Source organism: Microbacterium sp. bgisy207, assembly GCF_965345035.1.
GTDB lineage: Bacteria > Actinomycetota > Actinomycetes > Actinomycetales > Microbacteriaceae > Microbacterium.
Genome location: NZ_CBDRMG010000019.1, coordinates 18,366 through 40,056, shown reverse-complemented (window position 1 = coordinate 40,056; position 21,691 = coordinate 18,366). Strand labels below are relative to the sequence as shown.

Annotated in this window: 20 protein-coding genes; 11 read left to right on the top strand and 9 right to left on the bottom strand. The window is 67.9% G+C overall.

The window, feature by feature from the left end; all coding sequences use genetic code 11:
- Positions 1 to 58: 58 nt before the first annotated feature.
- The 4 genes from ACSGC5_RS14330 to ACSGC5_RS14315 are packed head-to-tail and all read right to left on the bottom strand — an operon-like array spanning position 59 to position 3,663.
- Positions 59 to 1,240 carry an acyl-CoA dehydrogenase family protein gene (locus ACSGC5_RS14330; RefSeq protein WP_434971280.1) on the bottom strand — a complete coding sequence of 394 codons (1,182 nt, stop codon included), beginning with the start codon at positions 1,238 to 1,240 and terminating at the stop codon, positions 59 to 61.
- Entirely contained in the window at positions 1,237 to 1,992 is a 756-nt protein-coding gene (locus ACSGC5_RS14325) for an alpha/beta fold hydrolase (RefSeq protein ID WP_434971279.1), read from the bottom strand. The genes ACSGC5_RS14330 and ACSGC5_RS14325 overlap by 4 nt, the downstream gene beginning before the upstream one ends.
- A 15-nt stretch (positions 1,993 to 2,007) precedes the next feature.
- Positions 2,008 to 2,415 (bottom strand): DUF4260 family protein, encoded by a 408-nt coding sequence (locus ACSGC5_RS14320; protein WP_434971278.1) that lies wholly within the window; start codon positions 2,413 to 2,415, stop codon positions 2,008 to 2,010.
- Between the two features lie 42 nt (positions 2,416 to 2,457).
- Positions 2,458 to 3,663, bottom strand: coding sequence for an MFS transporter (locus ACSGC5_RS14315; RefSeq protein WP_434971277.1), 1,206 nt, complete (start codon positions 3,661 to 3,663; stop codon positions 2,458 to 2,460).
- 401 nt (positions 3,664 to 4,064) lie between these two features.
- Between ACSGC5_RS14315 and nrdH the strand changes: the two genes are divergently transcribed.
- Genes nrdH through nrdF form a run of 4 tightly spaced genes read left to right on the top strand, consistent with a single transcriptional unit; the run spans position 4,065 to position 7,886 of the window.
- Positions 4,065 to 4,298: a glutaredoxin-like protein NrdH gene (gene nrdH, locus ACSGC5_RS14310; protein ID WP_292709002.1), complete on the top strand. Its 234-nt coding sequence runs from the start codon at positions 4,065 to 4,067 to the stop codon at positions 4,296 to 4,298.
- Between the two features lie 3 nt (positions 4,299 to 4,301).
- The gene (gene nrdI / locus ACSGC5_RS14305; RefSeq protein ID WP_434971276.1) at positions 4,302 to 4,739 is read left to right on the top strand and encodes a class Ib ribonucleoside-diphosphate reductase assembly flavoprotein NrdI; all 438 of its coding nucleotides are present in this window, start codon (positions 4,302 to 4,304) and stop codon (positions 4,737 to 4,739) included.
- A gap of 5 nt (positions 4,740 to 4,744) precedes the next feature.
- Complete coding sequence (gene nrdE / locus ACSGC5_RS14300) at positions 4,745 to 6,877, top strand: class 1b ribonucleoside-diphosphate reductase subunit alpha (protein ID WP_434971275.1); 2,133 nt, start codon at positions 4,745 to 4,747, stop codon at positions 6,875 to 6,877.
- 34 nt (positions 6,878 to 6,911) lie between these two features.
- Positions 6,912 to 7,886, top strand: a complete 975-nt coding sequence (nrdF, locus tag ACSGC5_RS14295) for a class 1b ribonucleoside-diphosphate reductase subunit beta (protein WP_434971274.1) — start codon at positions 6,912 to 6,914, stop codon at positions 7,884 to 7,886.
- A gap of 269 nt (positions 7,887 to 8,155) precedes the next feature.
- Here nrdF and ACSGC5_RS14290 read toward each other — a convergent pair whose 3' ends face one another.
- Entirely contained in the window at positions 8,156 to 9,286 is a 1,131-nt protein-coding gene (locus ACSGC5_RS14290) for a class I SAM-dependent methyltransferase (RefSeq protein ID WP_434971273.1), read from the bottom strand.
- 57 nt (positions 9,287 to 9,343) lie between these two features.
- Here ACSGC5_RS14290 and ACSGC5_RS14285 point away from each other — a divergent pair, with 57 nt between their 5' ends.
- Positions 9,344 to 9,484 carry a hypothetical protein gene (locus ACSGC5_RS14285; RefSeq protein ID WP_434971272.1) on the top strand — a complete coding sequence of 47 codons (141 nt, stop codon included), beginning with the start codon at positions 9,344 to 9,346 and terminating at the stop codon, positions 9,482 to 9,484.
- Positions 9,485 to 9,558: 74 nt separating this feature from the next.
- Positions 9,559 to 10,875, top strand: a complete 1,317-nt coding sequence (locus ACSGC5_RS14280; RefSeq protein WP_434971271.1) for an acetyl-CoA hydrolase/transferase family protein — start codon at positions 9,559 to 9,561, stop codon at positions 10,873 to 10,875.
- Between the two features lie 7 nt (positions 10,876 to 10,882).
- On the opposite strand, the gene ACSGC5_RS14275 is transcribed toward ACSGC5_RS14280, so the two are convergent.
- On the bottom strand, positions 10,883 to 11,122 hold the full coding sequence (locus ACSGC5_RS14275) for a hypothetical protein (protein WP_434971270.1): 240 nt from the start codon (positions 11,120 to 11,122) through the stop codon (positions 10,883 to 10,885).
- Between the two features lie 150 nt (positions 11,123 to 11,272).
- On the opposite strand from ACSGC5_RS14275, the gene ACSGC5_RS14270 reads away from it, so the two are divergent.
- The 4 genes from ACSGC5_RS14270 (at position 11,273) to ACSGC5_RS14255 (ending at position 14,010) form a co-directional block, all read left to right on the top strand.
- Positions 11,273 to 11,716: a MarR family winged helix-turn-helix transcriptional regulator gene (locus tag ACSGC5_RS14270; protein WP_434971269.1), complete on the top strand. Its 444-nt coding sequence runs from the start codon at positions 11,273 to 11,275 to the stop codon at positions 11,714 to 11,716.
- The gene (locus ACSGC5_RS14265; RefSeq protein WP_434971268.1) at positions 11,713 to 12,099 is read left to right on the top strand and encodes a DoxX family protein; all 387 of its coding nucleotides are present in this window, start codon (positions 11,713 to 11,715) and stop codon (positions 12,097 to 12,099) included. The genes ACSGC5_RS14270 and ACSGC5_RS14265 overlap by 4 nt, the downstream gene beginning before the upstream one ends.
- 70 nt (positions 12,100 to 12,169) lie before the next feature.
- Positions 12,170 to 12,550: a DoxX family protein gene (locus tag ACSGC5_RS14260; RefSeq protein ID WP_434971267.1), complete on the top strand. Its 381-nt coding sequence runs from the start codon at positions 12,170 to 12,172 to the stop codon at positions 12,548 to 12,550.
- A gap of 86 nt (positions 12,551 to 12,636) precedes the next feature.
- A complete protein-coding gene (locus ACSGC5_RS14255) occupies positions 12,637 to 14,010 on the top strand; it encodes a DUF222 domain-containing protein (RefSeq protein WP_434971266.1) in 1,374 nt (457 codons plus the stop codon).
- A gap of 54 nt (positions 14,011 to 14,064) precedes the next feature.
- Here the strand turns inward: ACSGC5_RS14255 and ACSGC5_RS14250 are convergent, their stop codons facing one another.
- Positions 14,065 to 15,051 (bottom strand): Gfo/Idh/MocA family protein, encoded by a 987-nt coding sequence (locus tag ACSGC5_RS14250; protein WP_434971265.1) that lies wholly within the window; start codon positions 15,049 to 15,051, stop codon positions 14,065 to 14,067.
- An 85-nt stretch (positions 15,052 to 15,136) separates the two neighbouring features.
- On the opposite strand from ACSGC5_RS14250, the gene ACSGC5_RS14245 reads away from it, so the two are divergent.
- On the top strand, positions 15,137 to 16,465 hold the full coding sequence (locus tag ACSGC5_RS14245; RefSeq protein WP_434971264.1) for a M20/M25/M40 family metallo-hydrolase: 1,329 nt from the start codon (positions 15,137 to 15,139) through the stop codon (positions 16,463 to 16,465).
- Here ACSGC5_RS14245 and ACSGC5_RS14240 read toward each other — a convergent pair.
- A complete protein-coding gene (locus ACSGC5_RS14240; protein ID WP_434971263.1) occupies positions 16,462 to 17,778 on the bottom strand; it encodes an O-acetylhomoserine aminocarboxypropyltransferase/cysteine synthase family protein in 1,317 nt (438 codons plus the stop codon). The two genes, ACSGC5_RS14245 and ACSGC5_RS14240, sit on opposite strands and share 4 nt — an antisense overlap.
- Before the next feature lie 60 nt (positions 17,779 to 17,838).
- The gene (gene hrpA, locus ACSGC5_RS14235) at positions 17,839 to 21,690 is read right to left on the bottom strand and encodes an ATP-dependent RNA helicase HrpA (RefSeq protein ID WP_434971262.1); all 3,852 of its coding nucleotides are present in this window, start codon (positions 21,688 to 21,690) and stop codon (positions 17,839 to 17,841) included.
- Position 21,691: the final 1 nt, after the last annotated feature.

The window sequence follows — 21,691 nt, the reverse complement described above, 5'->3', positions numbered from 1 at the left end:
AGCTCCGCCGTCGACGGGCTCCGTCGACGGGCTCAGTCGACGGGCTCAGTCGACGGGCTCAGTCGACAGGGCCGAGCCACGCCGTCGCGACTGTGGAATGCGCCGACTCCGGATCTGAGGGGTGGAACATGCCGGCGAGCACATCGCGGTACAGACGGCCGAGTTCGCTGCCTGTGGAGTAGCTCGAGCCGCCTGCGACAAGGATCGCGTCGTCCACGACCGACTTGGCCATGGTCACCGCTCGATGCTTGATACCCGAGAGCAGCGAGAACCAGCGGGGCCCGTGATCGACGAGGGTGTCGATGTCGTGGCTGAGCACCTCCAGCTGCGGGGGGAGGGCGTCGTACGCGAGCGCCATGTCAGCGATCCGCCACCGGATGTCGGGATCCTTGCTGTAGGCCAGCCCGGTCTTCTTCGATCGGCGTGTGCCTGCCGTCGCGACGGCGACCTCGAGTGCACGCCGGGCGATGCCGGTGTACACGGACGCGAGGAGGATCTCGAAGACACTGAAGATGCCGAACACGAGCGGGTCCGGGTTCGGTCCCGGCGGGAGGCGGCGCACGACCCGATCGGCGGCGGCCCTCGCGCCGTGCAGCTCCGTCGTGCGCGACTGCGTCGCCCTCATACCCAGCGTGTCCCAATCGTCGCGCGTGACGATGCGGCCCGCCTCCTCTTCGGAGCGGGGGATGAACGCGTAGACCATTCGGGGGGCATCCGGTGACGTCGTATCCAGGCCGTGGAGACCCAGCTGCGTCCAGACCGGCGCGAGTGAGGTGAAGATCTTCGTTCCCGTGAAGGTGTACGAGCCGTCGGCGTGAGGGAGCGCATCCGTGTCGCTGCCGAACAGGACCAGGTCGTTGCCGGCCTCGCTGATGCCGAAGGCGAAGATGTCGCCGGCGACCGCGCCCTCGAGGAGGAAGCGCAGATCCTCGATGCCGCGGTCGGCGAGGACCTTCGCCACGCCCGTCCACACGAGGTGCATGTTGACGGCCAGCGCCGTCGCGGGCGCGGCGGTCGCGAGGCGCTGCTGCAGCAGCGAGACCTCGACCAGGCCGAGCCCCGCGCCCCCGAGGTCCTTCGGTGCGAACAGCGCGAGGTACCCGGCGGCGGTGAGGTCGGTGATGTCGTCGTGCGGGAACGTGTTGTCGCGGTCGTGGTGCGCAGCGCGCTCCCGGAACCGTTCCAGCAGGGCATCCGGCAGCACGGATGCGGGGTCGAACGGGGTCGACGCGGCGGTCATGCCAGGGCCTCCCAGAGCTGACGAATCGTCTCCTCGGGTGCGTCGCGGTGCGGTGAGTGCCCGGCGCCGGCCACCACCGACATCGTGAGGGAGGGGCGTGTCATGAGCTGCTGTGCGAGGTCACCGCGAAAGAGGGCATAGACCTCCGGGTCACCGGCGATCACGTGGATGGGCACGTCCAGCGACAACGCGGGAAGACGCACGTCCCATTCCCGATTCTGCTCGCTCGTCTGCTCGACGGCCCAGCGACTCACCTCCTGCATGCTGCGCACCTTGAGTTCGACATCCAGCGGGTGCCATGTGGGGTGCTCGGCGCGCACGGCCTCGGCAGTCGGATCGTCGAACTGGCGCTGCTGACTCTCCCGCACCTGCTCGCGATCGGCTTCGTCGAGGTGGATCGCCGGGTCGATGAGGACGAGGCGGCGGGTCCAGTCGGGCACGGATGCCGCGGCGACGACCGCTGCGGCGCCGCCCAGCGAGTGGCCGATGACCAGATCCCACGGCTCATCGCCGCGCACGCGGCAGGCTCCGAGGTCTGCCGCGTACGCGGCGATGGAGTAGTCGAGAGTGCGCGGCGCGGTGCCATGCCCGCGGAGGTCCACTGCTTCGGCGAACCATCCGCCTTCGCTCAGCGCCACCCCGAACCGCCACATCAGCGCACCGTTGGATCCGAGACCGTGAACGAGCAGCGCGCGGCGCGATGAGGCCGGGTCCCCCCAGCCTTGCCGGGGAAGGGCGACGGATGCGGTCATGATCGTGGGATCCACTCAGCGTTTGCGCGGACCGTAGGACCCGACGGGGATGATCGTGCCGTCGGGGGCGCGCAGCCCGAAGCCGAAGGTGCGATCGAGCGCGATGTGGAGCAGCCAGGCCATGCCGGCCCAGAACAGCGGCAGCCCGATCTCCCGCATTTCCCAGAGGTACGCCATCGATCCGCCGATGAAGAACAGCAGTGCGGGGATCCAGGCCTGGTGCATTCCGTTGTAGAAGGCGACACGCTCCGGTCGCATCACGCCGCGCTCGCCTCCGAAGGCACTGATCAGGGTCATGTCGGGGAGGAGGGCGAACACGACGATGATCCCGGCCGTGACCCAGCCGTGGATGATGCCCTCGAACACCGCGACGATCAGCAACGCGATCGCGAGGAGGGTCCAGGCTAGCCGCGTATAGGTCACGGACTCATCGTAGGCGGACCGACCGGTTCGAGTCCCGCGGGCTCACGTGATGGTCGGCACGGGTTCGGTGTCGGGGATCGGACTCGGGTCCCGGTGGCGCAGGTCGGGGAAGCCCCGGACGAAGACGACCGACACGAGCGCACCGACCGCTGCGAACAGCGCGGCGGCAAGGTATGCGCCTTGGGGGCCCACTCCGTCTACGAGGAAGCCGGCGACAGCCGAGCCCGCGGCGGCACCGATCAGCTGACCCGTGCCGATCCAGCCGTACGCCTCGGCGGTCTCGCTGAACTTCACGCTTGCAGAGGTCATCGCGAAGATCACCGCGAGCGCGGGCGCCACGCCCAGGCCGGCCACGACGAGCGTCGCACCCAGCCACCAGACGTTCAGGGAGATCATCGTCAGGCTCAGCCCGACCGCGACGATCAGCATCCGTCGCGCCATCGCCCACGGCCCGATGGGGATGTGTCCGAAGGAGAGTCCGCCGGCAAGGCTCCCGATCGCGAACACGGCCAGGACGAGCCCTGCTTCGATGCCATCGTGACCGAAGGTGGCGACGACTCCCACCTCGACCGCGGCGCACGCGCCGATCACGAGAAAGCCGATGACGGTGGCCAGCAGAACGGCGGGCTTGCCGAGCACTCGCCCGAAGCTGCGACGGCTGCGCGGGATGCGTACCCGGCCGACTTCGGGGGAGAGGATGAACCACGCTCCGCCGCCGAGCAGCACGATGACGATAAGGGCGAGAGCCTGGACCGTGCCGATCTGCGTGGCCACGAAGGTGATGAGCACGGGCGCGACGACCCAGATGATCTCCTGAAGTGAGGCATCCAGGGAGTAGAGGGGCGTCACCTGCCGCGAGTTGACCATCTTCGGGTAGATCGTGCGGACCGCCGCTTGCACGGGCGGGGTGGACAGGCCCGCGATGAGTCCGAGAATCATGTAGACCGGCAGTGGCAGAGTGAACGCGGCGATGCCGGCGATCGCTGCGGCGCAGATCACGAGCGTGACCGTCAGAACCCGCCGCATGCCCCACAGGCCCATCCACCGGCTGGTGATCGGGCCTGCGACGGCCTGACCGACCGAGGTGGCCGCCAGCACGAGTCCGGCCGATCCATAGGAGCCGGTGACCTGCTCGATGTGCAGCAGGATCGCGAGGCTTGTCATCCCATTCGGGAAGCGTGCCGTCAACTGAGCGGCGATGATGCGCGCGACCCCCGGAGTGCGCAGCAGTTCTCCATAACCCGCCACCCTCCTACGGTAGTCGCGGCGGGCGCGTTCGGCGATATCAGGACGGTTGCGTGCGTCGCCGTGTCGGGGGGCTGCGCGACACGCCGCGACACGCCGTGCGTGCAATCCACAGACGAATTCGATGTCGGTGGATCGGCGTAGCGTCGCGCTGTGGACGGATGGCGGATGAAGAGCTCGTGAGCCGCGAGATTTCAGGCTTCTCCCAGTTTTCGCGAAGTGCCGAACCTGTGGATGAAACCGTGGACAACCAGCGTTGTATCTGAGGAGAGCGGTGGAAAACTACACGAATGTAACTACTACCCCTTGTGGTGCTATCTGATGTCGGCACCCATATGTAGTATTGGACTCCCGGCGGGGGACTGCCGGTCGGACGAAGGATTTTGAGGGGACAACGGATCAGCATGGCCATCACGGTGTACACCAAGCCCGCATGCGTGCAGTGCACGGCGACCTATCGCGCACTGGACTCGAAGGGCATCGATTACGAGGTTCTCGACCTCTCGCAGGACCCGGCGGCGCTCGAGCAGGTCAAGGCGCTCGGTTACCTCCAGGCTCCGGTCGTCATCACGGATGAGGACCACTGGTCGGGCTTCCGTCCCGACAAGATCGACGAGCTCGCCTCGCGCCTGGCCTGAGTCATGAGCACGGCGGTCGCGACCGAGACGCCGTTGCTCGTCTACTTCTCGAGCGTGTCCCAGAACACGGCGCGCTTCATCGAGAAGTTGGGAATGCGCGCCGAACGCATTCCGCTCTTCGCCTCCGAGCCGATGCTCCTCGTCGACGAGCCCTTCGTTCTGGTCACCCCCACCTACGGGGGAGGCCAGGGCCGGGGAGAGGAGCGGGGCGCGGTCCCCAAGCAGGTCATCCGGTTCCTCAACGTCGAGCAGAACCGCAACCTGATCCGCGGTGTCATCGCCGCGGGAAACACCAACTTCGGCGACGCATTCTGCGCCGCCGGCGACATCATCAGCCGCAAGTGTCACGTGCCGCACTTGTACCGGCTCGAACTGTTCGGCACATCAGAAGACGTCACCCGCGTGAGCGAAGGATTGGAACGATGGTGGAAGCTGCAGTGACAGACATGGCATTCAAGACGGAGCCCCGCTTCGAGGGGCTCGACTACCACGCCCTCAATGCGATGCTGAACCTGTACGGTCCGAACGGCGAGATCCAGTTCGACGCCGACAAGCGGGCCGCGCGCGAGTACTTCTTGCAGCACGTCAACCAGAACACGGTCTTCTTCCACTCGCTCAAGGAGAAGCTCGACTACCTGGTCGACAAGCAGTACTACGAGCCCGCCGTGCTCGAGAAGTACTCGTTCGAGTTCATCTCATCACTGCACGACCGGGCGTTCGAGAAGAAGTTCCGCTTCGAGACGTTCCTCGGGGCGTTCAAGTACTACACGAGCTACACACTCAAGACCTTCGACGGCAAGCGCTACCTCGAGCGGTTCGAGGACCGCGTCGTCATGACCGCTCTGGGACTGGCCGACGGCGACGAGGCACTTGCCACCGAACTGGTCGACGAGATCATCTCGGGCCGCTTCCAGCCGGCGACCCCGACGTTCCTGAACACCGGCAAGGCGCAGCGCGGCGAGCTCGTCTCGTGCTTCCTGCTGCGCATCGAAGACAACATGGAGTCGATCGCTCGCGGCATCAACTCCGCGCTACAGCTGAGCAAGCGCGGCGGCGGTGTCGCGCTGCTGCTGTCGAACATCCGTGAGTCCGGCGCCCCGATCAAGCAGATCGAGAACCAGTCCAGCGGCATCATCCCGGTCATGAAGCTGCTCGAAGACAGCTTCAGCTATGCCAACCAGCTCGGCGCCCGCCAGGGTGCCGGTGCCGTCTACCTCAGCGCGCACCACCCCGACATCCTGCGGTTCCTGGACACCAAGCGTGAGAACGCCGACGAGAAGATCCGCATCAAGACGCTCTCGCTGGGCGTCGTCGTGCCCGACATCACGTTCGAGCTGGCCAAGAACGGCGAGGACATGTACCTCTTCTCGCCCTACGACGTCGAGCGCGTCTACGGCGTGCCCTTCGGCGACATCTCGGTCACCGAGAAGTACCGCGAAATGGTCGATGACCCGCGCATCAAGAAGACCAAGATCAACGCGCGCGAGTTCTTCCAGACCCTCGCCGAGATCCAGTTCGAGTCCGGCTACCCGTACATCATGTTCGAGGACACCGTGAACCGGGCCAACCCCATCAAGGGTCGGATCAACATGTCCAACCTGTGCAGCGAGATCCTGCAGGTCAACACCCCGACGACCTACCACGAGGACCTCTCGTACGACCAGATCGGCAAGGACATCTCCTGCAACCTGGGCTCGATGAACATCGCGCTCGCGATGGACGGCGGCGACCTCGGCAAGACCGTCGAGACCGCCATTCGCGCCCTCACCGCCGTCAGCGACCAGAGCCACATCTCGTCGGTGCGCTCGATCGAGGATGGCAACGACCGGTCGCATGCGATCGGCCTCGGGCAGATGAACCTGCATGGGTACCTTGCTCGCGAGCACATCTACTACGGCTCCGAAGAGGGCCTGGACTTCACGAACATCTACTTCTACACGGTGCTCTACCATGCGCTGCGGGCGTCGAACCGCCTCGCGATCGAGCGCGGCACGGCCTTCGACGGCTTCGCCGACTCGACGTACGCGTCCGGGGAGTTCTTCGACAAGTACCTCGAGCAGGAGTGGGTCCCGCAGACCGAGAAGGTCAAGGAGCTCTTCGCTGGGCATCACATCCCGACGCAGGACGACTGGCGGGCGCTCAAGGCCAGCATCCAGGAGCACGGCATCTACAACCAGAACCTGCAGGCGGTGCCGCCGACCGGCTCGATCTCGTACATCAACAACTCGACGAGCTCGATCCACCCGATCGCCTCGAAGATCGAGATCCGCAAGGAAGGCAAGCTCGGCCGCGTCTACTACCCGGCGCCGTTCATGACCAACGACAACCTGGAGTACTACCAGGATGCGTACGAGATCGGCTACGAGAAGGTCATCGACACCTACGCCGTCGCCACCCAGCACGTCGACCAGGGCCTGTCGCTCACGTTGTTCTTCAAGGACACCGCGACCACGCGCGACATCAACCGGGCGCAGATCTACGCCTGGAAGAAGGGCATCAAGACCATCTACTACATCCGCCTGCGCCAGATGGCCCTCGAGGGAACCAACCTGAGCGAGTGCGTCAGCTGCATGCTCTGAGCAGGCGCCACCGAATCCGCGAGAAAGAACGATCATGAGCACGAAGCTGAAGCTGATCGACCACGTTCAGGCGATCAACTGGAACCGCATCCAGGACGACAAGGACCTCGAGGTCTGGAACCGTCTCGTGAACAACTTCTGGCTGCCTGAGAAGGTGCCGCTGTCCAACGACGTCCAGTCGTGGAACACCCTGACTCCCGAGGAGCAGACCCTCACGATGCGGGTGTTCACGGGGCTCACCCTCCTCGACACCATCCAGGGCACGGTCGGCGCGGTCTCGCTCATTCCTGACGCGATCACGCCGCACGAAGAGGCTGTCTACACGAACATCGCGTTCATGGAGTCGGTGCACGCCAAGAGCTACTCGTCGATCTTCTCCACGCTGTGCTCGACGAAGGAGATCGACGAGGCGTTCCGCTGGTCTGTCGAGAACGAGAACCTGCAGCGCAAGGCGCAGATCGTCATGGAGTACTACCGCGGCGACGAGCCACTCAAGCGCAAGGTCGCCTCGACTCTGCTCGAGTCGTTCCTCTTCTACTCGGGCTTCTACCTGCCGATGCACTGGTCGAGCCGTGCGAAGCTCACCAACACCGCCGATCTCATCCGCCTCATCATCCGTGACGAGGCAGTGCACGGGTACTACATCGGCTACAAGTTCCAGAAGGGACTCGAGCAGGTCGACGAGGCCAAGCGCCAGGACATCAAGGACTACACGTTCTCGTTGTTGTACGAGCTTTACGACAACGAAGTGCAGTACACGCAGGACCTCTACGATGGCGTCGGGCTGACCGAGGACGTCAAGAAGTTCCTGCACTACAACGCCAACAAGGCGCTCATGAACCTCGGCTACGAGGCGATGTTCCCCGAGTCGGTCACGAACGTGAACCCCGCGATCCTGTCGGCCCTGTCGCCGAACGCAGATGAGAACCACGACTTCTTCTCGGGCTCGGGTTCCTCGTACGTCATCGGCAAGGCTGTCGCCACGGAGGATGAGGACTGGGACTTCTAGATCCTCGGTCGACCCCCTCCAGCGCCCGTATCGCAGCGACGAGATGCTTCGCGCTCAGATAGGCGCGATGCGCGAGATGTACATCACGGCGTTCGGTGCGGATGCCTATCCGCCCGCGCCTGACGCGCACCACTCCACGGTGCCGTTCGCAGCGGAGGAGCCGTTCGCAGCGGAGCAGCTGATTATCGACGTGGTCCGGGGTGCGCTTCGGCCGCCGCGTGGCCGGCTTGCAGGGCGCGGACCACAGCGGTGCGGGCTGAGTCCCGCCCTCAGCGACGTGTCGAGGCCGTGACCGTGAACTTCGGGGTGCGGGCGATCTGACGGGTCGGGCCGACGAGCTTCTCGAGAGACAGGCGGTAGCGCAGGGCCGAGTTCCAGACGGCCCACAGTTCGCCGCCCGGGCGCAGGACGCGCGCCGCATCCGCGAAAAGGTGGCGCGCGATGGTCTCGTCGATCGTTGCGCCCCGATGAAACGGCGGGTTCAGGGCGATGAACGATGCGCTCGCGTCGGGCAGGGTCGACAGGGCATCATCGCGAACCACCGTCATCCGGTCGGCGATCCCGTTCGCTGCCGCGGTCGCGCGAGCCGAAGCGACGGCGGCGGCCGACTCGTCGGACGCGTACACGCGCAGCTCCGGATGCCGCAGGGCCAGCGTCGCCCCGACGACGCCGTTGCCGCACGCCAGGTCGATCGCCGGCTCATCCGCCTGCCCGGGAATCGTCTCGGGCAGATGCTCGAGCAGCAGGCGCGTCCCGATGTCGAGCGTCGCACCCGCGAACACGCCCCCGAAGGCGCGGACCTCGACATCCGTGCCACCAATGCGCAGCCGCGCCGCGGACGGCTCGGGATCGCGCCCGTCGTGCGGCCCCCGCGCGATGAGCACCCGCGACTTCTGCCGGGCGTGCGAGACATCCACGGTGTCGAAGCGTTCACGCAGCACATCGTTCATCCCGAGGCTCATGTGCTTGATCCGCCCGCCCGCGAACACCACGACATCGGGCGCCGCGTGCGCGGCGATAAGGCCCGCGATATCGCGCAGCGCGTCGAGTGAACGCGGCAGCCGGAGCAGCACGACCCGCGCGCCGCGCACCACCTCCGCATCGAGGGGGAGCGAGGCGACGGATGCCTCGAGGCCGGTCGACCGTGCGTTCGCGGCGAGGGCGCGCTCGCCGTCGAGAGAGTCTTGATGGACGCGGACGACACCATCGGTGGCATCGCTCGCGCACGCGAGGGTCAGCGCGCCGAACGTGTCGCCGATGACGGCGATCTCGCGCCGCACGACGTCCCGCCGCGCCTGCGCCGACTCATCGAGGAGCAGGCGATCCGCCGCGTCGTGTGCGCGGTGGTCAGGGTCGCCGGCATCGGGGAAGGGGCGAAGAGCGTCGAGGTCCAGGGTCACCGGATCCACGCTATCCCGCGCGGCGCCGGGGCGGCGCAGCATCCGTAGGCTGGCACCGTGACCTCTCGTGCCCCGAACCCGCTGGTCTGTCCGACCTGCGGCGACCCGCTGCGGTTCGAGATCCTCGATGACGAGAGGTTTCTCGTGGCGTGGTCGTGCGTGACCTGCGGTCTCATCCGCACGACGGAGCCCGTGTAGCCAGGTCGCCCCGACCTCGTGCCAGAGTGGAACCGTCCGGTGCTCGGCGACTGAGGATGACGAAGGGACCACGGATGACCGTGCAGGAGTCGTATCGCGCGAAGCTCGTGTCGGCGGCGGATGCGGCAGCAGCCGTCCCCTCGGGCACGCAGGTGCTCGTCGCGATGGGACTCGGGGCCCCTCCCGGCATCCTGGGCGCGCTTGCCGACCGCATCCGTGCCGACGACCTCGTCGATCTCGACCTGTACTACGGGATCGGGGGCGACGCGATCGGGTCGACGATTCTGCAGCCCGGAGTGATCGAGAAGGTCCACGCCCATACGTTTTTCGTGGCAGGTCTCGACCACCACATCATCGCCGACCCCGGTCTCGCCGAGCGAGCAACCCTTGACTTCATACCGGTGAACTTCTCGCACCTGCCGCGAGTGATCACCGAACGCCTCGACATCGACACCTTCGTGGTGCAAGTAAGCCCGATGGATGCGAGCGGGCACTTCTCGTTCGGGGTCGCGAACGACTATGCGACAGTCGCCGCACGGGCATGCCGTCGGCTGATCGTCGAGGTCAACCCGCACATGCCCCGCGTCTTCGGGGAGTCGGTGCTGCACATCGATGAGGTCCACGCCGTCGTCGAGCACGCGTCGCCGCTGCCGGAGGCGGTCGAGGCGCCGCCGACTGCGGCGGACCGGAGGATCGCCGAACTGGTCGCCGCCCACATCCCCGACGGGGCGACGCTGCAGATCGGTGCCGGGCGCGTTCCCGCGGCCGTCGCGGCGGCCCTGGGCGGGCACCGGGACCTCGGCATCCACTCGGCCCTGTTCTCGTCGGTCTTCGTGCCGCTTATTGAGGCGGGCGTGATCACGGGGAGCAAGAAGACGCTGCATCCGCGCCGCCACGTGTGGACCTCAGCCGTAGGGGATGCGCGCACGTACGCGTTCATGAACGACAACCCGTCGATGGTGAGCTTCCGCGCCGACTACGTGAACAACCCGCAGGTGATCGCCCAGAACGACGCGATGATCTCGGTCAACGCGGCGATCCAGGTCGACCTCTACGGGCAGGTCAACGCCGAGATGATCGGCGGACTGCAGTACTCGGGTTCGGGCGGTCAGTTCGATTTCGTGACGGGGGCGGCGGCCTCGCGCGGCGGCAAGTCGTTCGTCGTGCTCCCGTCGACGGCCAAGGGCGGGGCGATCTCGACGATCGTGCCACGCGTGGACATCGTCACGGACGAGCGGATGGATGTCGAACACGTCGCGACCGAACACGGCGTCGTCAATCTGCGAGGCCTGTCGACGCGGGAACGGGCACTGGCACTGATCTCGCTGGCCGACGACGTCCACAAGGCCGCGTTGATCGAGGCGGCCAAGGCGCAGCGGCTGATCGGGTGAGGGCTCCTCACCGATGATGGCGGTGCCCGGAGCCTGACGCGATCGGGTGCGGACCCGAGATGGTCGGCGCCGGAAGGGAGATGAACGCGTGGATCTCCTCCAACACGTCGGTGAGGCGCTCGACGGCTGACTGCAGATTGTCGATGGCCCGCAGGGTGGGGTCGTCGGGGTAGCTCTGCTGGGCCTCGTGGAGTTCCGCGAGGGCCCTACTGAGGTCCTTCCGGATGTTGTACAGCGAGGTATCCATTCCCCGATGATGGCACGGGGTACGGCGGGTCACGTAGCGTTTGGGTACCTCTCCGCGCCGCCGAGCGCGTGTCCTGGCCATTCCCGCACCATGGATAGGAGGGGGTGCGGGCTACCATGAGGGATCAGGCTTCCCGCAGAAGGAGATCCCGTGGCAGCTCAGCAACGACGGTTCAGTCCGGTCATCGCGCTGCTGACCATGTCGAGCATCTGGGAGGCGCAGCTCGGGGCAGTGCTGAAGGACCTCGGGCTGACGACTCGCAAGTACGCCCTGCTCGGCCACATCTACGGGATGCCGGGGATCTCGTTCAGCGAACTGGCGAGGCGCTCGCAGATCACCGTGCAGACGGCGCATACCGCGGTACGCACCCTGGTCGACGAGGGCTTCGTACACGATTCCACGGCGCACGCCGGGTCGGCGTCCGAGTTGCGTGTCACTGAGAAGGGTGACTGGGCTCTCGCCGAGGCCGAGAAGCGACTCCGCGCGCTGGACCGGGAACTGTCCAAGGGTGCTCCCGAACTGTCGCAGGCACTGCGCGGCCTGCACGAGGAGCCCGTCGAAGTCCACCCGGCCGCCGGGCGCCGCACGGCATGACGTTGCTGCGGTGGTTGCTGGCGGGTCTGCTCGTGGCCGCCGGCGTCTCCCACCTCACGTGGGGCAGGCGCGGCTACCGCATCGTCGTGCCGGACTGGGCGACACGGATGCTGCACACCGACAAGGACGCGATCGTCGTGGGCTCGGGCGCCGTCGAGATCGCCCTGGGCGCCGGGCTCGTCATCTTTCCTCGCGAACGAGGGCGCCTGGGCGCTGCGATCGCCGCCTTCTTTGTCGCGGTCTTCCCCGGCAACGTCCACCAGTGGCGCACGGGGCGGTCGGCGCCGCTGCTGGACACCGACACGCGCCGCTTCGCCAGGCTCCTCCTCCAGCCGTTGCTGGTGGTGTGGGCGCTCGCGGTGGCGCTCTCTCCCGAACGCTGACGCTCGGTTCAGCCGTCGCGCCAGCGTCAACGTCGTTGACATTGCGAAGCGCCCGGGCTTGGCTGGGCGCATGCGAACAGTGCTGAGGTGGATGCTTGCCGGGGCGATGGTCTTCGCAGGGGTGATGCACCTGACGGTGGCGCGCAAGGAGTTCCGGGCGCAGGTACCGCCGTGGGCGGTCGAGCTCTCGCCGCTGGACGAAGATGCGATCGTCGTGGCATCCGGCGTGGTCGAGGTGATGCTGGGCACCGCCCTGGTGGCGCTGCCGAAGGAACGTCGCCGGGTCGGCGCGATCCTCGCGGCCTTCTTCATCGCGATCTTTCCCGGCAATATCTCGCAATACCTCGAGAAACGCGACGGGTTCGGACTCGACACCGACACGAAGCGCATGGCGCGGCTCTTCTTCCAGCCCGTGCTCGTGGCGTGGGCGTGGTGGTCGACGCGTCGGTGACCGCATCCGTCCCTCGGGATCGCCCCGATGTGGACGGCGCGCGGCCGGCCCGCAGCAATGTCGGAACCCCCTCCTAGTGTTGCGACATGGAGCAGTTCGGGTGCGCGGCGATCGCCGACGATATCGCGGGGGACGATGACGTCCTTCGCGAGACGGACATGATGCCCGAGGCTTCGGGCTGTGCTCCTGAGCCGCCGGATGCGGTCGCCCTCGTGATGGAGGTCGCTGACCTCGAGGCGGTGTTCGCTGCGCAGCGGTTGGCCCGCATCGACCACCTGCGGCGGGAGGCTCTCGACGACGTGACACGCTACGGCGGCGGCTCACGAGAGCTCATCGAGCGATCCGTGCGCTTGGAGCTGGCTACCGCCCTCCGGATCACAGAGAGCCAGGCCGGCATGCTGCTCTACCGCGCCGAGGTTCTCGTTCACGACTTTCCGAGTGTCTGGGATTCGCTGGCTCACGCTCGGATGACCGAGCGCCACGCGACGATCATCGTCGACGAGCTCGCGCCCCTGGACCGCGAGGTTGCGGGACGGCTTGTCGAGAACGTGCGCGAGCTGGCGGAGTCGCTTGCGGTCGGTCCGTTTCGGCGGGCACTGCGGCGCCTGATCGATCGCGAGCTCGCGCCCACCCTCTCGGTCCGCCACGAGCACGCCATCCGACGTCGGCGGGTCGTTATCGAGCCGGATGCCGACGGGATGTCCTGGCTGCATGCACTGCTGCCCTCGGTCGAAGCGCACGCGATCCAGGCTCGGCTCACGGCCATGGGGAAGGTGTTGCTCGGGGCACGGGCCGACGGCACCTCGGGGGATCGCCCGGGAGGGGTCACGCCCCACGGAGGATCCGCAGGCGACGAGCGGTCGCTCGACGAGGTTCGCGCCGACCTGCTCTGCGACCTCTTGATCGATGGTGTCACTCCCGCCCACCCGAGCGAGGTCCGAGGCATCCGTCCGACGGTCGTGGTCACCGTCCCCGCTCTGGCGCTGCTCGGTGCCTCTGACGCCGGCGCGCAGGAGCCCGCGGTGGTGGAGGGCATCGGTCCCATACCAATGGAACGGGCGCGGGAACTCGCCGGTGCCGCGACCTCATGGATCAGGGTGCTGACCCACCCTGAGACCGGTGTCGTCGTGTCGGTCGGGAGGACTCGATATCGGCCGCCGCCAGAGATGGTGGCGCTGACGAAGTGGCGGGCGGAGAGGTGTATGGGGCCGGGATGCGGAATCCCCGCCTCCCGATGCCAGATCGATCACACCCTCGCGTGGGAACACGGCGGCGAGACATCCGTCACGAACAGTGCCCCGCTGTGCCAGGGGCACCATACCGTCAAACACCACGGCGGGTGGCGGGTGATGCAGACCGGCGACGGATCGTTGCGGTGGACCTCTCCGAGCGGGCGGCACTACACCGTAGCGCCGGAACGCCGGCTCCCCGTATTCCGCGCGGCCGCTACCGTCGCCTGACTGCGCTCCCCGAGCGCCCCGCGCGGGCTCGAGCAGCTGTCGGCACGCCCGCGATCAGCTCGCCTCGCCCGGATAACGCACGCCGATCTGAGCGCGAAGCTCGTCGAGCACGTGCATGATGGCCACCGTCTGGTCCAGTGGCAAGAGGTCGCTGTCTGTCTTGCCCTCTGCGAGCAAGCGTTCCGCGGCGAGGGCTTGGTACTGCATGCCCCGTCCCTGGATGTCGCTGCGGTACTCCTCGAGCACCGTTCCGTCCGGAGCCGCGACCCGGAAGGAGGTCGGCGTGTACCAGACACGATCGATGTCGATGCGTGCATCGGTGCCCAGAATGTGCGCGGTGTTGGGTCCGACAGCTCGCGAGGTCGACACGGAGGTCGAGATTGCGCCGTCCGCGTGCGTGAAGATCGTCGCGACCTCGTTGTCGGCGCCGGTCTCGCCGAGCCGTCCGCGGGCAGTCACCGTGACCGGGGCGCCGAGGATGTCCCAGGCGAAAGACACCGGGTAGATTCCGAGATCGAGCAGCGAACCGCCGCCGAGCGCAAGCGCGTTCAGCCGGTGCCCGGGGTCACTGGATATCCGCTGGGTGTGATCGGCGAACACGGCGCGGACCTCGCCCAGACTCCCGGACCGCACGATCTCGCGAATCCGGACCATGTGCGGAAGGTACCGGGTCCACATCGCCTCCATCGCCAGCAGCCCGCGGGCGCGCGCGACCTCGCGCACGCGCTCTGCCTCGGCGCCGGTGAGCGTGAACGGCTTCTCGACGAGCACGTGCTTGCCGGCCTCCAGGGCGAGCACCGCGTTGTCGGCGTGCATCGGATGCGGCGTGGCGACGTAGACGATGTCGACGTCGGGGTCGGCGACGAGCTCCTCGTAGGACCCGTGCGCGTGCGGGATCTCGAACTGCGCGGCGAACTCCCGCGAGGCCTCCGGGCGCCGCGACCCGACGGCCGAAACCGTCAAGCCCGCGGTACGCAGGTCGCTCGTGAAGGCGTGTGCGATACCGCCGGTCGCCAGAATTCCCCAACGCAGTCCTGTCATACCTCGAGCGTACTCACGATGGCCTGCGGTCAATGCACGGTATCCCGGACGGCGTCTGGGCACCTGTCGCGGGTAGCCTCGAAGAATGAGCACCGCACTGGATCGCTTCCGGGAACTGCTGTCCATCCCCACGGTGTCGTACGCCGACGAGTCGCGCATGGACGCCGCGGCCTTCGAGCGGTTCCACCGTGCGCTCGAGCGCCTCTACCCGCAGATCCACGAGCGGCTCGAACGCGACGTCATCGCTGGGCATTCGCTGCTGTACCGGTGGCCGGGCACCTCGTCGGAGGATCCTCTCGTGCTCATGGCGCACATGGACGTGGTTCCTGTCGTCGACGACGAGTGGGAGCATCCGCCGTTCGCCGCCGAGATCGTGGGTGAGGGCCAGGATGCCGAGATCCACGCCCGTGGTGCGATCGACGACAAGGGTGCGCTCGTGGCGATCCTCGAAGCCGTCGAAGCGCTCCTGGCCGAGGGCTTCACTCCCGCGCGAGACATCTATCTCTCCTTCGGTCACAACGAGGAGACGGCGGGCGACGGCGCCCGCGCGATCGTCGCCCACCTGTCGGAGCGCGGCGTCCATCCAGGACTCGTGCTCGACGAAGGCGGGGCCGTCGTCGAGGGCATCATCCCCGGCATCGACGTCCCGACGGCGATGGTCGGTGTCGCCGAGCGCGGCGTCATGACGCTCGTGATGACCGTCCGGGAGCAGGGCGGCCACGCCTCGACGCCGCCCGCGATGCCGGCCACAGCGCGCCTTGCCCGGGCGATCGACCGGCTGCGACGCAGGCCGTTTCCGACCCGCCTGGCACCGCCGGTGCGCGCGATGCTGGCCACCCTCTCGCCGCACGCTCCTGAGCCGCTGCGCACTCTGTTCCGCCGGGGCGAGATCACGGGCCCGCTGCTGGCCGGCGCTTTCGCCCTGGGCGGTCCCGAGACCAACGCAATGGTGCGCACGACCGCGGTCGTGACCGAGCTCAGCGGTGCACCGGGTGAGAACGTCCTGGCGACCACGGCGAAAGCATCCGTCAACATCCGCTTGCTCACCGGCGACACGATCGACAGTGCCACCGCGCACGTGCGGCGAGCCATCGCCGACGACCGGGTGGAACTCGAGGTGCGACATGCCTCGAATCCCTCGCCGGTCTCGCCGTGGCGGGGGGAGCCGTGGCGGCGGATCGCCGGCGCGGTCGTCTCGACGCTCGGGGCAGACATCGTGACGACGCCCTACGTGCAGTTGGGTGCCAGCGACAGTCGGTGGTTCACCGCCATCAGCGACAACGTATACCGCTTCACGCCGTTCCACCTCACGCGGTCCGAGCGCGACGCCCTCCACTCGCACAACGAGCGGATCCGCGTCGACGTCTGGTTGCGTGGCATCGGCTTCTACCGCGCGCTCATCGTGGCGTCTTAGCCCAGCGCCTGCGCGAGATCCGCGATGAGGTCGGTCGGGTCCTCGAGCCCGATCGAGAGACGGATGGTGCGCGGTGAGATCCCCGCCTCACGCAGCTGGGTCGGTGTGAGGTGCAGGTGCGTCATGGACGCCGGATGGTTGACCATGCTCCGCGCGTCGCCGATGTTGGCGACCAGTCGGATGACGCGAAGCGCGTCGATGACCCGTTCGACGCGTCGGTCATCGACCTCGGCGTCACCCGTGCCGGCGAGATCGAACGAGAAGACCGACGAGGCGCCGCGCGGCAGATAGCGTTGAGCCGTCACGTGCCAGGGGCTCGACGCCAGCCCCGGATGCCAGACGCGCTCGACCTCGGAGTGTTGCTCGAGGAACCGCGCGACGGCCAGTGCGCTCTCGGAGTGGCGCTGCATTCGCAGATCGAGCGTCTCGAGGCCCTGGAGCAACTGGAACGACGACCACGCCGGCAGCGTCGTGCCGAAGTCGTGCACGAATCGCGTCTTGATGTACACCGTCAGCGCGAGTCCCTGCTCGCCGAAGCGGTCCCACAACACGAGGTCGCCGAATCGAGGATACGGTGTCGTGAACTGAGGCCAGCGATCGGGATCGGCACCGAAATCGAAGGACCCGATGTCGACGACGACGCCTCCGAGTGCCACACCGTGCCCGCCGATGTACTTCGTGGCGGAGTGGATGACGATGTCGGCCCCGTGCTCTCCGGGGCGCACGAGATAGGGCGAGGCCACCGTGTTGTCGACGACGAGCGGCACCCCCGCGGCGTGCGCGATGTCGGCGACGGCACGGATGTCGAGGACCGTCGCCAGCGGGTTGGTGATGGTCTCGGCGAACAGGGCGCGGGTCCGGGGACGTACCGCGTCGCGCCAGGCATCCGGGTCGTCCTGGTCGACGTAGGTGACCTCGATCCCGAGGCTCCCCAGCGAGTCCGAGAGCAGATCGACGGTGCCGCCGTACAGCTGCCGGGCGGCGACGACGTGGTCGCCCGCCGAGGCCAGAGCGAGGATCGCCGCCGCTGCGGCGGCCTGGCCGGAGGCGACCGCGACGGCTGCGCGCCCGCCCTCGAGGGCTGCGACACGCTGTTCGAGCACCGCCTGCGTGGGATTCGCGTTGCGGCTGTAGACATTGCCGAGGCTGCGCAGCGCGAACACGTCGCGTGCCTGGGCGAGCGAGGGGAATTCGTAGCCGTTGGACTGGTAGATCGGGACGACGGCGGTGTTCTGGGCGATGCCGGGGGCATAGCCGGCCTGCACCTGTGCTGTCGCGAACGCCGCATCGGGGCCGGGCGCAGGAGTCGTCATCCTGCCATCGTCACACGCCGGGGCCCCTGTCCGCGCGCCGTGTGTCACTGCGTGACGGACTCACCGGAGTGCCTTCGTGATCCGTTGCAGCGACACGGGTTCGGCAGTGCCCAGTTGCTGAGCGAACAGACTCACGCGGTACTCCTCGAGCAACCACCGCACCGTCCGCAGTGCCGGGGAGGCATCCGGGGCGGGCGGGACCGTCCCTCCCGCGTCGCGGTACGCGGCCGCCGCTCGCTCGAACTCGGTGAGTCGCTGGCGGTCACGCCCCGGGTTCTCGGTCAGCCCCGCGACCCGGGCCGCGGCGGCGGACAGGTAGCGCGGATAGTGCGCGAGTCGTGACAGACCGACGGCGCGCACAAATCTCGGGAACACGAGTCCTGACAGTTGCGCCCGCAGATCCGTCACGGCCGCCAGGAGCGTCATGGCATTCAGCTGCTTCATGGCGCGTTCCACCTCGCGCTGGGCGGTGAGGATGCGGGCCACCAGCGACACGGCGGCGAACAGCGAGTCGGTGATCTCGGCCGAGAACGCATCGCGCGCCGCGTCGAAGGCGGCGCGGCTGCGAAGGGAGCCGCCGATACGGTCGAGGACGGTGTCGGCGACGGCGACTCGACAATCCTCGACCAGCGCACGAGCCGAGGGATAGGGCGACGCGGCCAGCGCGAGCTTCTCGGCCGAGGTCAGGTGGTCCAGCACGTACCCGGCCGGTGAGGGAACGGTCAGCAGCAGGAGTCGCCGCACTCCGTGTCGGGTCGCCTCGGCGGCGGCATCCGGGGTGGCTTCGATCCGCACCGCGACGCTGTCGCGCTCGTCGATGAGAGCCGGGTAGCCGCGGACCACGCCGCCGGCCACGCGGGTGTCGACGACTTCGGGGAGGTCGCCGATGCTCCAATCCGTCAGGCCGTCGCTTTCGCGGAAGGTGTCCGATGCTCCCGGCGCCTGCGGCCGAGCGGCCGCCATCGGGGCGCGAGCCGGTTTCGTCAGCGACGAGGCGACGGCACCGCGGGCCTCCCCCGCGAGGCGCTGCTGCAGTTCGGTGAGGTCGCGGCCGCTGCCGAGAGCACGGCCGCGCTGGTCGACCACGCGGAAGACGATCCCGAGGTGGGGTGGCACGCGGTCGAGGTCGAAGTCGGCTGCGGTGACCGGTTGGTGCGCGACCCGCTGGATACGGGCGGCCAGGGCTTCGCGCAGCGTCGTGCGGGGGAGTCCCGCGTGGTCTTCCGGGCCCTCTCCGGCAAGGTCCGCGGACAGCTTCGCGGCCCAGTCGGCAGCCGGGACGACATGTCGTCGCACCGACTTGGGAAGTGCGCGGATCAGCGCGGCGATGAGTTCGTCTCTCATGCCCGGCACCTGCCAGTCGAATCCGGTGTCACGCAGGCCCGCCAGCAGCGCAAGGGGAACGACCGCGTTGACGCCGTCGTCGGGGGCGCCCGGTTCGAACCGGTATGCCAGGGAGATCACCTGATCGCCCTGAGTCCATCGGGACGGATACTCGTCGCCGGTGGCGCTTCGCCCGCCATCGAGCAGGTCGGCTTCCGACATGTCGAGCAGCCGCGGCGAGCGCCCGGACGCCTCTTGCCACCACGTCTCGAAGGAGCGCACGTCGAACACCTCGCGGGGGATCCGTGCGTCGTAGAACGCGAACACCGCTTCGTCCCCGGCGAGGATGTCGCGGCGCCGCTCGCGTTCTTCGAGCTTCTCGAGCCGGCGCCGCAGGTCGGCGTTGCGACGGTCGAAGGCCGTGAGCCGCTTGTCGAGCGCGCCCACCTCCCACTCACCGTCGACGAGCGCGTGCCTGATGAACAGTTCACGCGCGAGGGGACGATCGAAGCGCGCGAGCTGAACGCGTCGCTTCCGGACGATCTCCACCCCGAACAGGGTCACCTTCTCGTACGCCGACGCCGCCCCGGCAGATCGTGACCAGTGCGGCTCACCGAGCTGACGATGCGCAAGATCGCCGGCGAGATCCTCGGCCCACTCCGGATCGATAGCGGCCACCGTCCGAGCGAACAGACGCGATGTCTCGACGAGCTCGGCGGCCATCACCGCATCCGGGCTCTTCTTGCGCAGTCCCGAACCGGGGAAGATCGCGAAGCGGGCGCCACGGGCCCCCCGGTATTCCGCGGAGGGCCTGCGCCGGGCACCGGAGGTGGCACCGCGCGTTGCGGCTGTCGCGCGCTCGTCGAGGATGCCGATCTGGGAGAGCAGACCCGACAGGATGGCGCGATGGACGGCGTCAGGGTCGGCATCGACCCGGGCTTTCGCGCGTCGCACCCCCATGAGCTCGGCGAGCTGACGGTGCACGTCGACCCATTCGCGAACGCGCACATAGTTGAGGTGCTCCGCCCGGCACAGGCGCCGGAACGCACTCGACCCGAGCTCGGCCTGCTTCTCCTGCAGGTAGTTCCACACCCCGAGGAGGGAGAGGAAATCGCTGGTCGGGTCGGTGAAACGGGCGTGGAGGCGGTCCGCCTGCTCGCGCTGATCCTCGGGACGTTCTCGGACGTCTTGGATCGACAGGCCCGCGACGATCGGAAGCACGCTGGGGAGCACGTCGCGCTTGCGGGCCTCGACGAGCATTCGCGCCAGTCGCGGATCTATCGGAAGCCGCGCGAGTTCACGTCCGACCTTCGTGAGCCGGGACTCGCTGACGGCGCCCAACTCGAGAAGCAGTTCCATCGCGGCCTTGACACCGCGGGAGTCCGGCGGGGTGAGGAACGGGAACGCGGCGACATCCCCGATGCCGAGCGCCATCATCTGCAGAACGACGGCCGCGAGGTTGGTGCGCAGCACCTCGGGTTCGGTGAACTCGGGACGCCCCGCGAAGTCCTCCTCACTGTAGAGGCGGATCGCAATACCGGGCGCGGTTCGGCCCGCGCGTCCCGAGCGTTGCTGCGCCGAGGCCTGCGAGATCGCCTCGATCGGGAGCCGCTGGATCTTCGAGCGGGCCGAGTAGCGGGAGATCCGCGCGGTTCCCGTGTCGATCACGTAGCGGATTCCCGGAACCGTGAGGCTGGTCTCGGCGACGTTGGTCGCGAGGATGACGCGCCTGCGCACGCCGGCGGTGCGGGAGGGCTCGAACACCCGATGCTGCTCGGCGGCGCTCAGACGCCCGTAGAGCGGTAGCACTTCGGTCGGAGCAGGATCGTTCGCATACATGCCGCGGACGGCATCCATCGCGTCCTTGATCTCGGACTCTCCCGGGAGGAAGACGAGCACGTCGCCCCGCTCCTCCCTGTCGAGCTCGCGCAGCGCGGCCACGAGCCCGTCGATGTCGTCCTCGGCGTTCTCATCGTGGGGGCGGTAGCGGATCTCGACCGGGTACGTGCGACCCGAGACCTCGACGATGGGGGCCGCCGCATCGGGGTCCGCCGGCCTCGGGGAGAAGTGCCGGGCGAAACTCTCGGGGTCGATCGTGGCCGACGTGACGACGACCTTCAGGTCGGGGCGCTTCGGGAGGATCCGGCGCAGGTAGCCGAGGAGGAAGTCGATGTTCAGGGACCGCTCGTGCGCTTCGTCGATGATGATCGTGTCGTAGCGGCGCAGCAACCGGTCGCGGTGGATCTCGTTGAGGAGAATGCCATCGGTCATCAGAGTGATCCGGGTGTCGTCGCTGACGGCATCCGTGAACCGGACGCGGTAGCCGACCGTCGAGCCCAGCGGAACCTCCAGCTCGTGCGCAATGCGCTCCGCGATCGAGCGGGCCGCGATGCGCCGGGGCTGCGTGTGCGCGATCCGGGTGCGGCCGAGTTCGAGGCAGATCTTCGGGAGCTGTGTCGTCTTTCCGGATCCGGTCGCCCCGGCGACGATCACGACCTGGTTCTCGCCGATGGCGCGAGCGATTTCGTCCCGGGCCGCGCTGACGGGCAGTTCCGGCGGGTAGAGGATGACCGGCTCGGACGTGGGCATA

Coding starts and splice junctions, on each gene's coding strand:
- ACSGC5_RS14260 (WP_434971267.1), top strand. CDS start 12,170: ATGCGAACAGTGCTGAGGTGGATGCTTGCCGGGGCGATGGTCTTCGCA.
- ACSGC5_RS14240 (WP_434971263.1), bottom strand. CDS start 17,778: ATGACGACTCCTGCGCCCGGCCCCGATGCGGCGTTCGCGACAGCACAG.
- ACSGC5_RS14275 (WP_434971270.1), bottom strand. CDS start 11,122: ATGGATACCTCGCTGTACAACATCCGGAAGGACCTCAGTAGGGCCCTC.
- nrdH (WP_292709002.1), top strand. CDS start 4,065: ATGGCCATCACGGTGTACACCAAGCCCGCATGCGTGCAGTGCACGGCG.
- ACSGC5_RS14250 (WP_434971265.1), bottom strand. CDS start 15,051: ATGACAGGACTGCGTTGGGGAATTCTGGCGACCGGCGGTATCGCACAC.
- nrdF (WP_434971274.1), top strand. CDS start 6,912: ATGAGCACGAAGCTGAAGCTGATCGACCACGTTCAGGCGATCAACTGG.
- ACSGC5_RS14245 (WP_434971264.1), top strand. CDS start 15,137: ATGAGCACCGCACTGGATCGCTTCCGGGAACTGCTGTCCATCCCCACG.
- nrdE (WP_434971275.1), top strand. CDS start 4,745: ATGGCATTCAAGACGGAGCCCCGCTTCGAGGGGCTCGACTACCACGCC.
- ACSGC5_RS14330 (WP_434971280.1), bottom strand. CDS start 1,240: ATGACCGCCGCGTCGACCCCGTTCGACCCCGCATCCGTGCTGCCGGAT.
- ACSGC5_RS14280 (WP_434971271.1), top strand. CDS start 9,559: ATGACCGTGCAGGAGTCGTATCGCGCGAAGCTCGTGTCGGCGGCGGAT.
- nrdI (WP_434971276.1), top strand. CDS start 4,302: ATGAGCACGGCGGTCGCGACCGAGACGCCGTTGCTCGTCTACTTCTCG.
- ACSGC5_RS14255 (WP_434971266.1), top strand. CDS start 12,637: ATGGAGCAGTTCGGGTGCGCGGCGATCGCCGACGATATCGCGGGGGAC.
- ACSGC5_RS14325 (WP_434971279.1), bottom strand. CDS start 1,992: ATGACCGCATCCGTCGCCCTTCCCCGGCAAGGCTGGGGGGACCCGGCC.
- ACSGC5_RS14265 (WP_434971268.1), top strand. CDS start 11,713: ATGACGTTGCTGCGGTGGTTGCTGGCGGGTCTGCTCGTGGCCGCCGGC.
- hrpA (WP_434971262.1), bottom strand. CDS start 21,690: ATGCCCACGTCCGAGCCGGTCATCCTCTACCCGCCGGAACTGCCCGTC.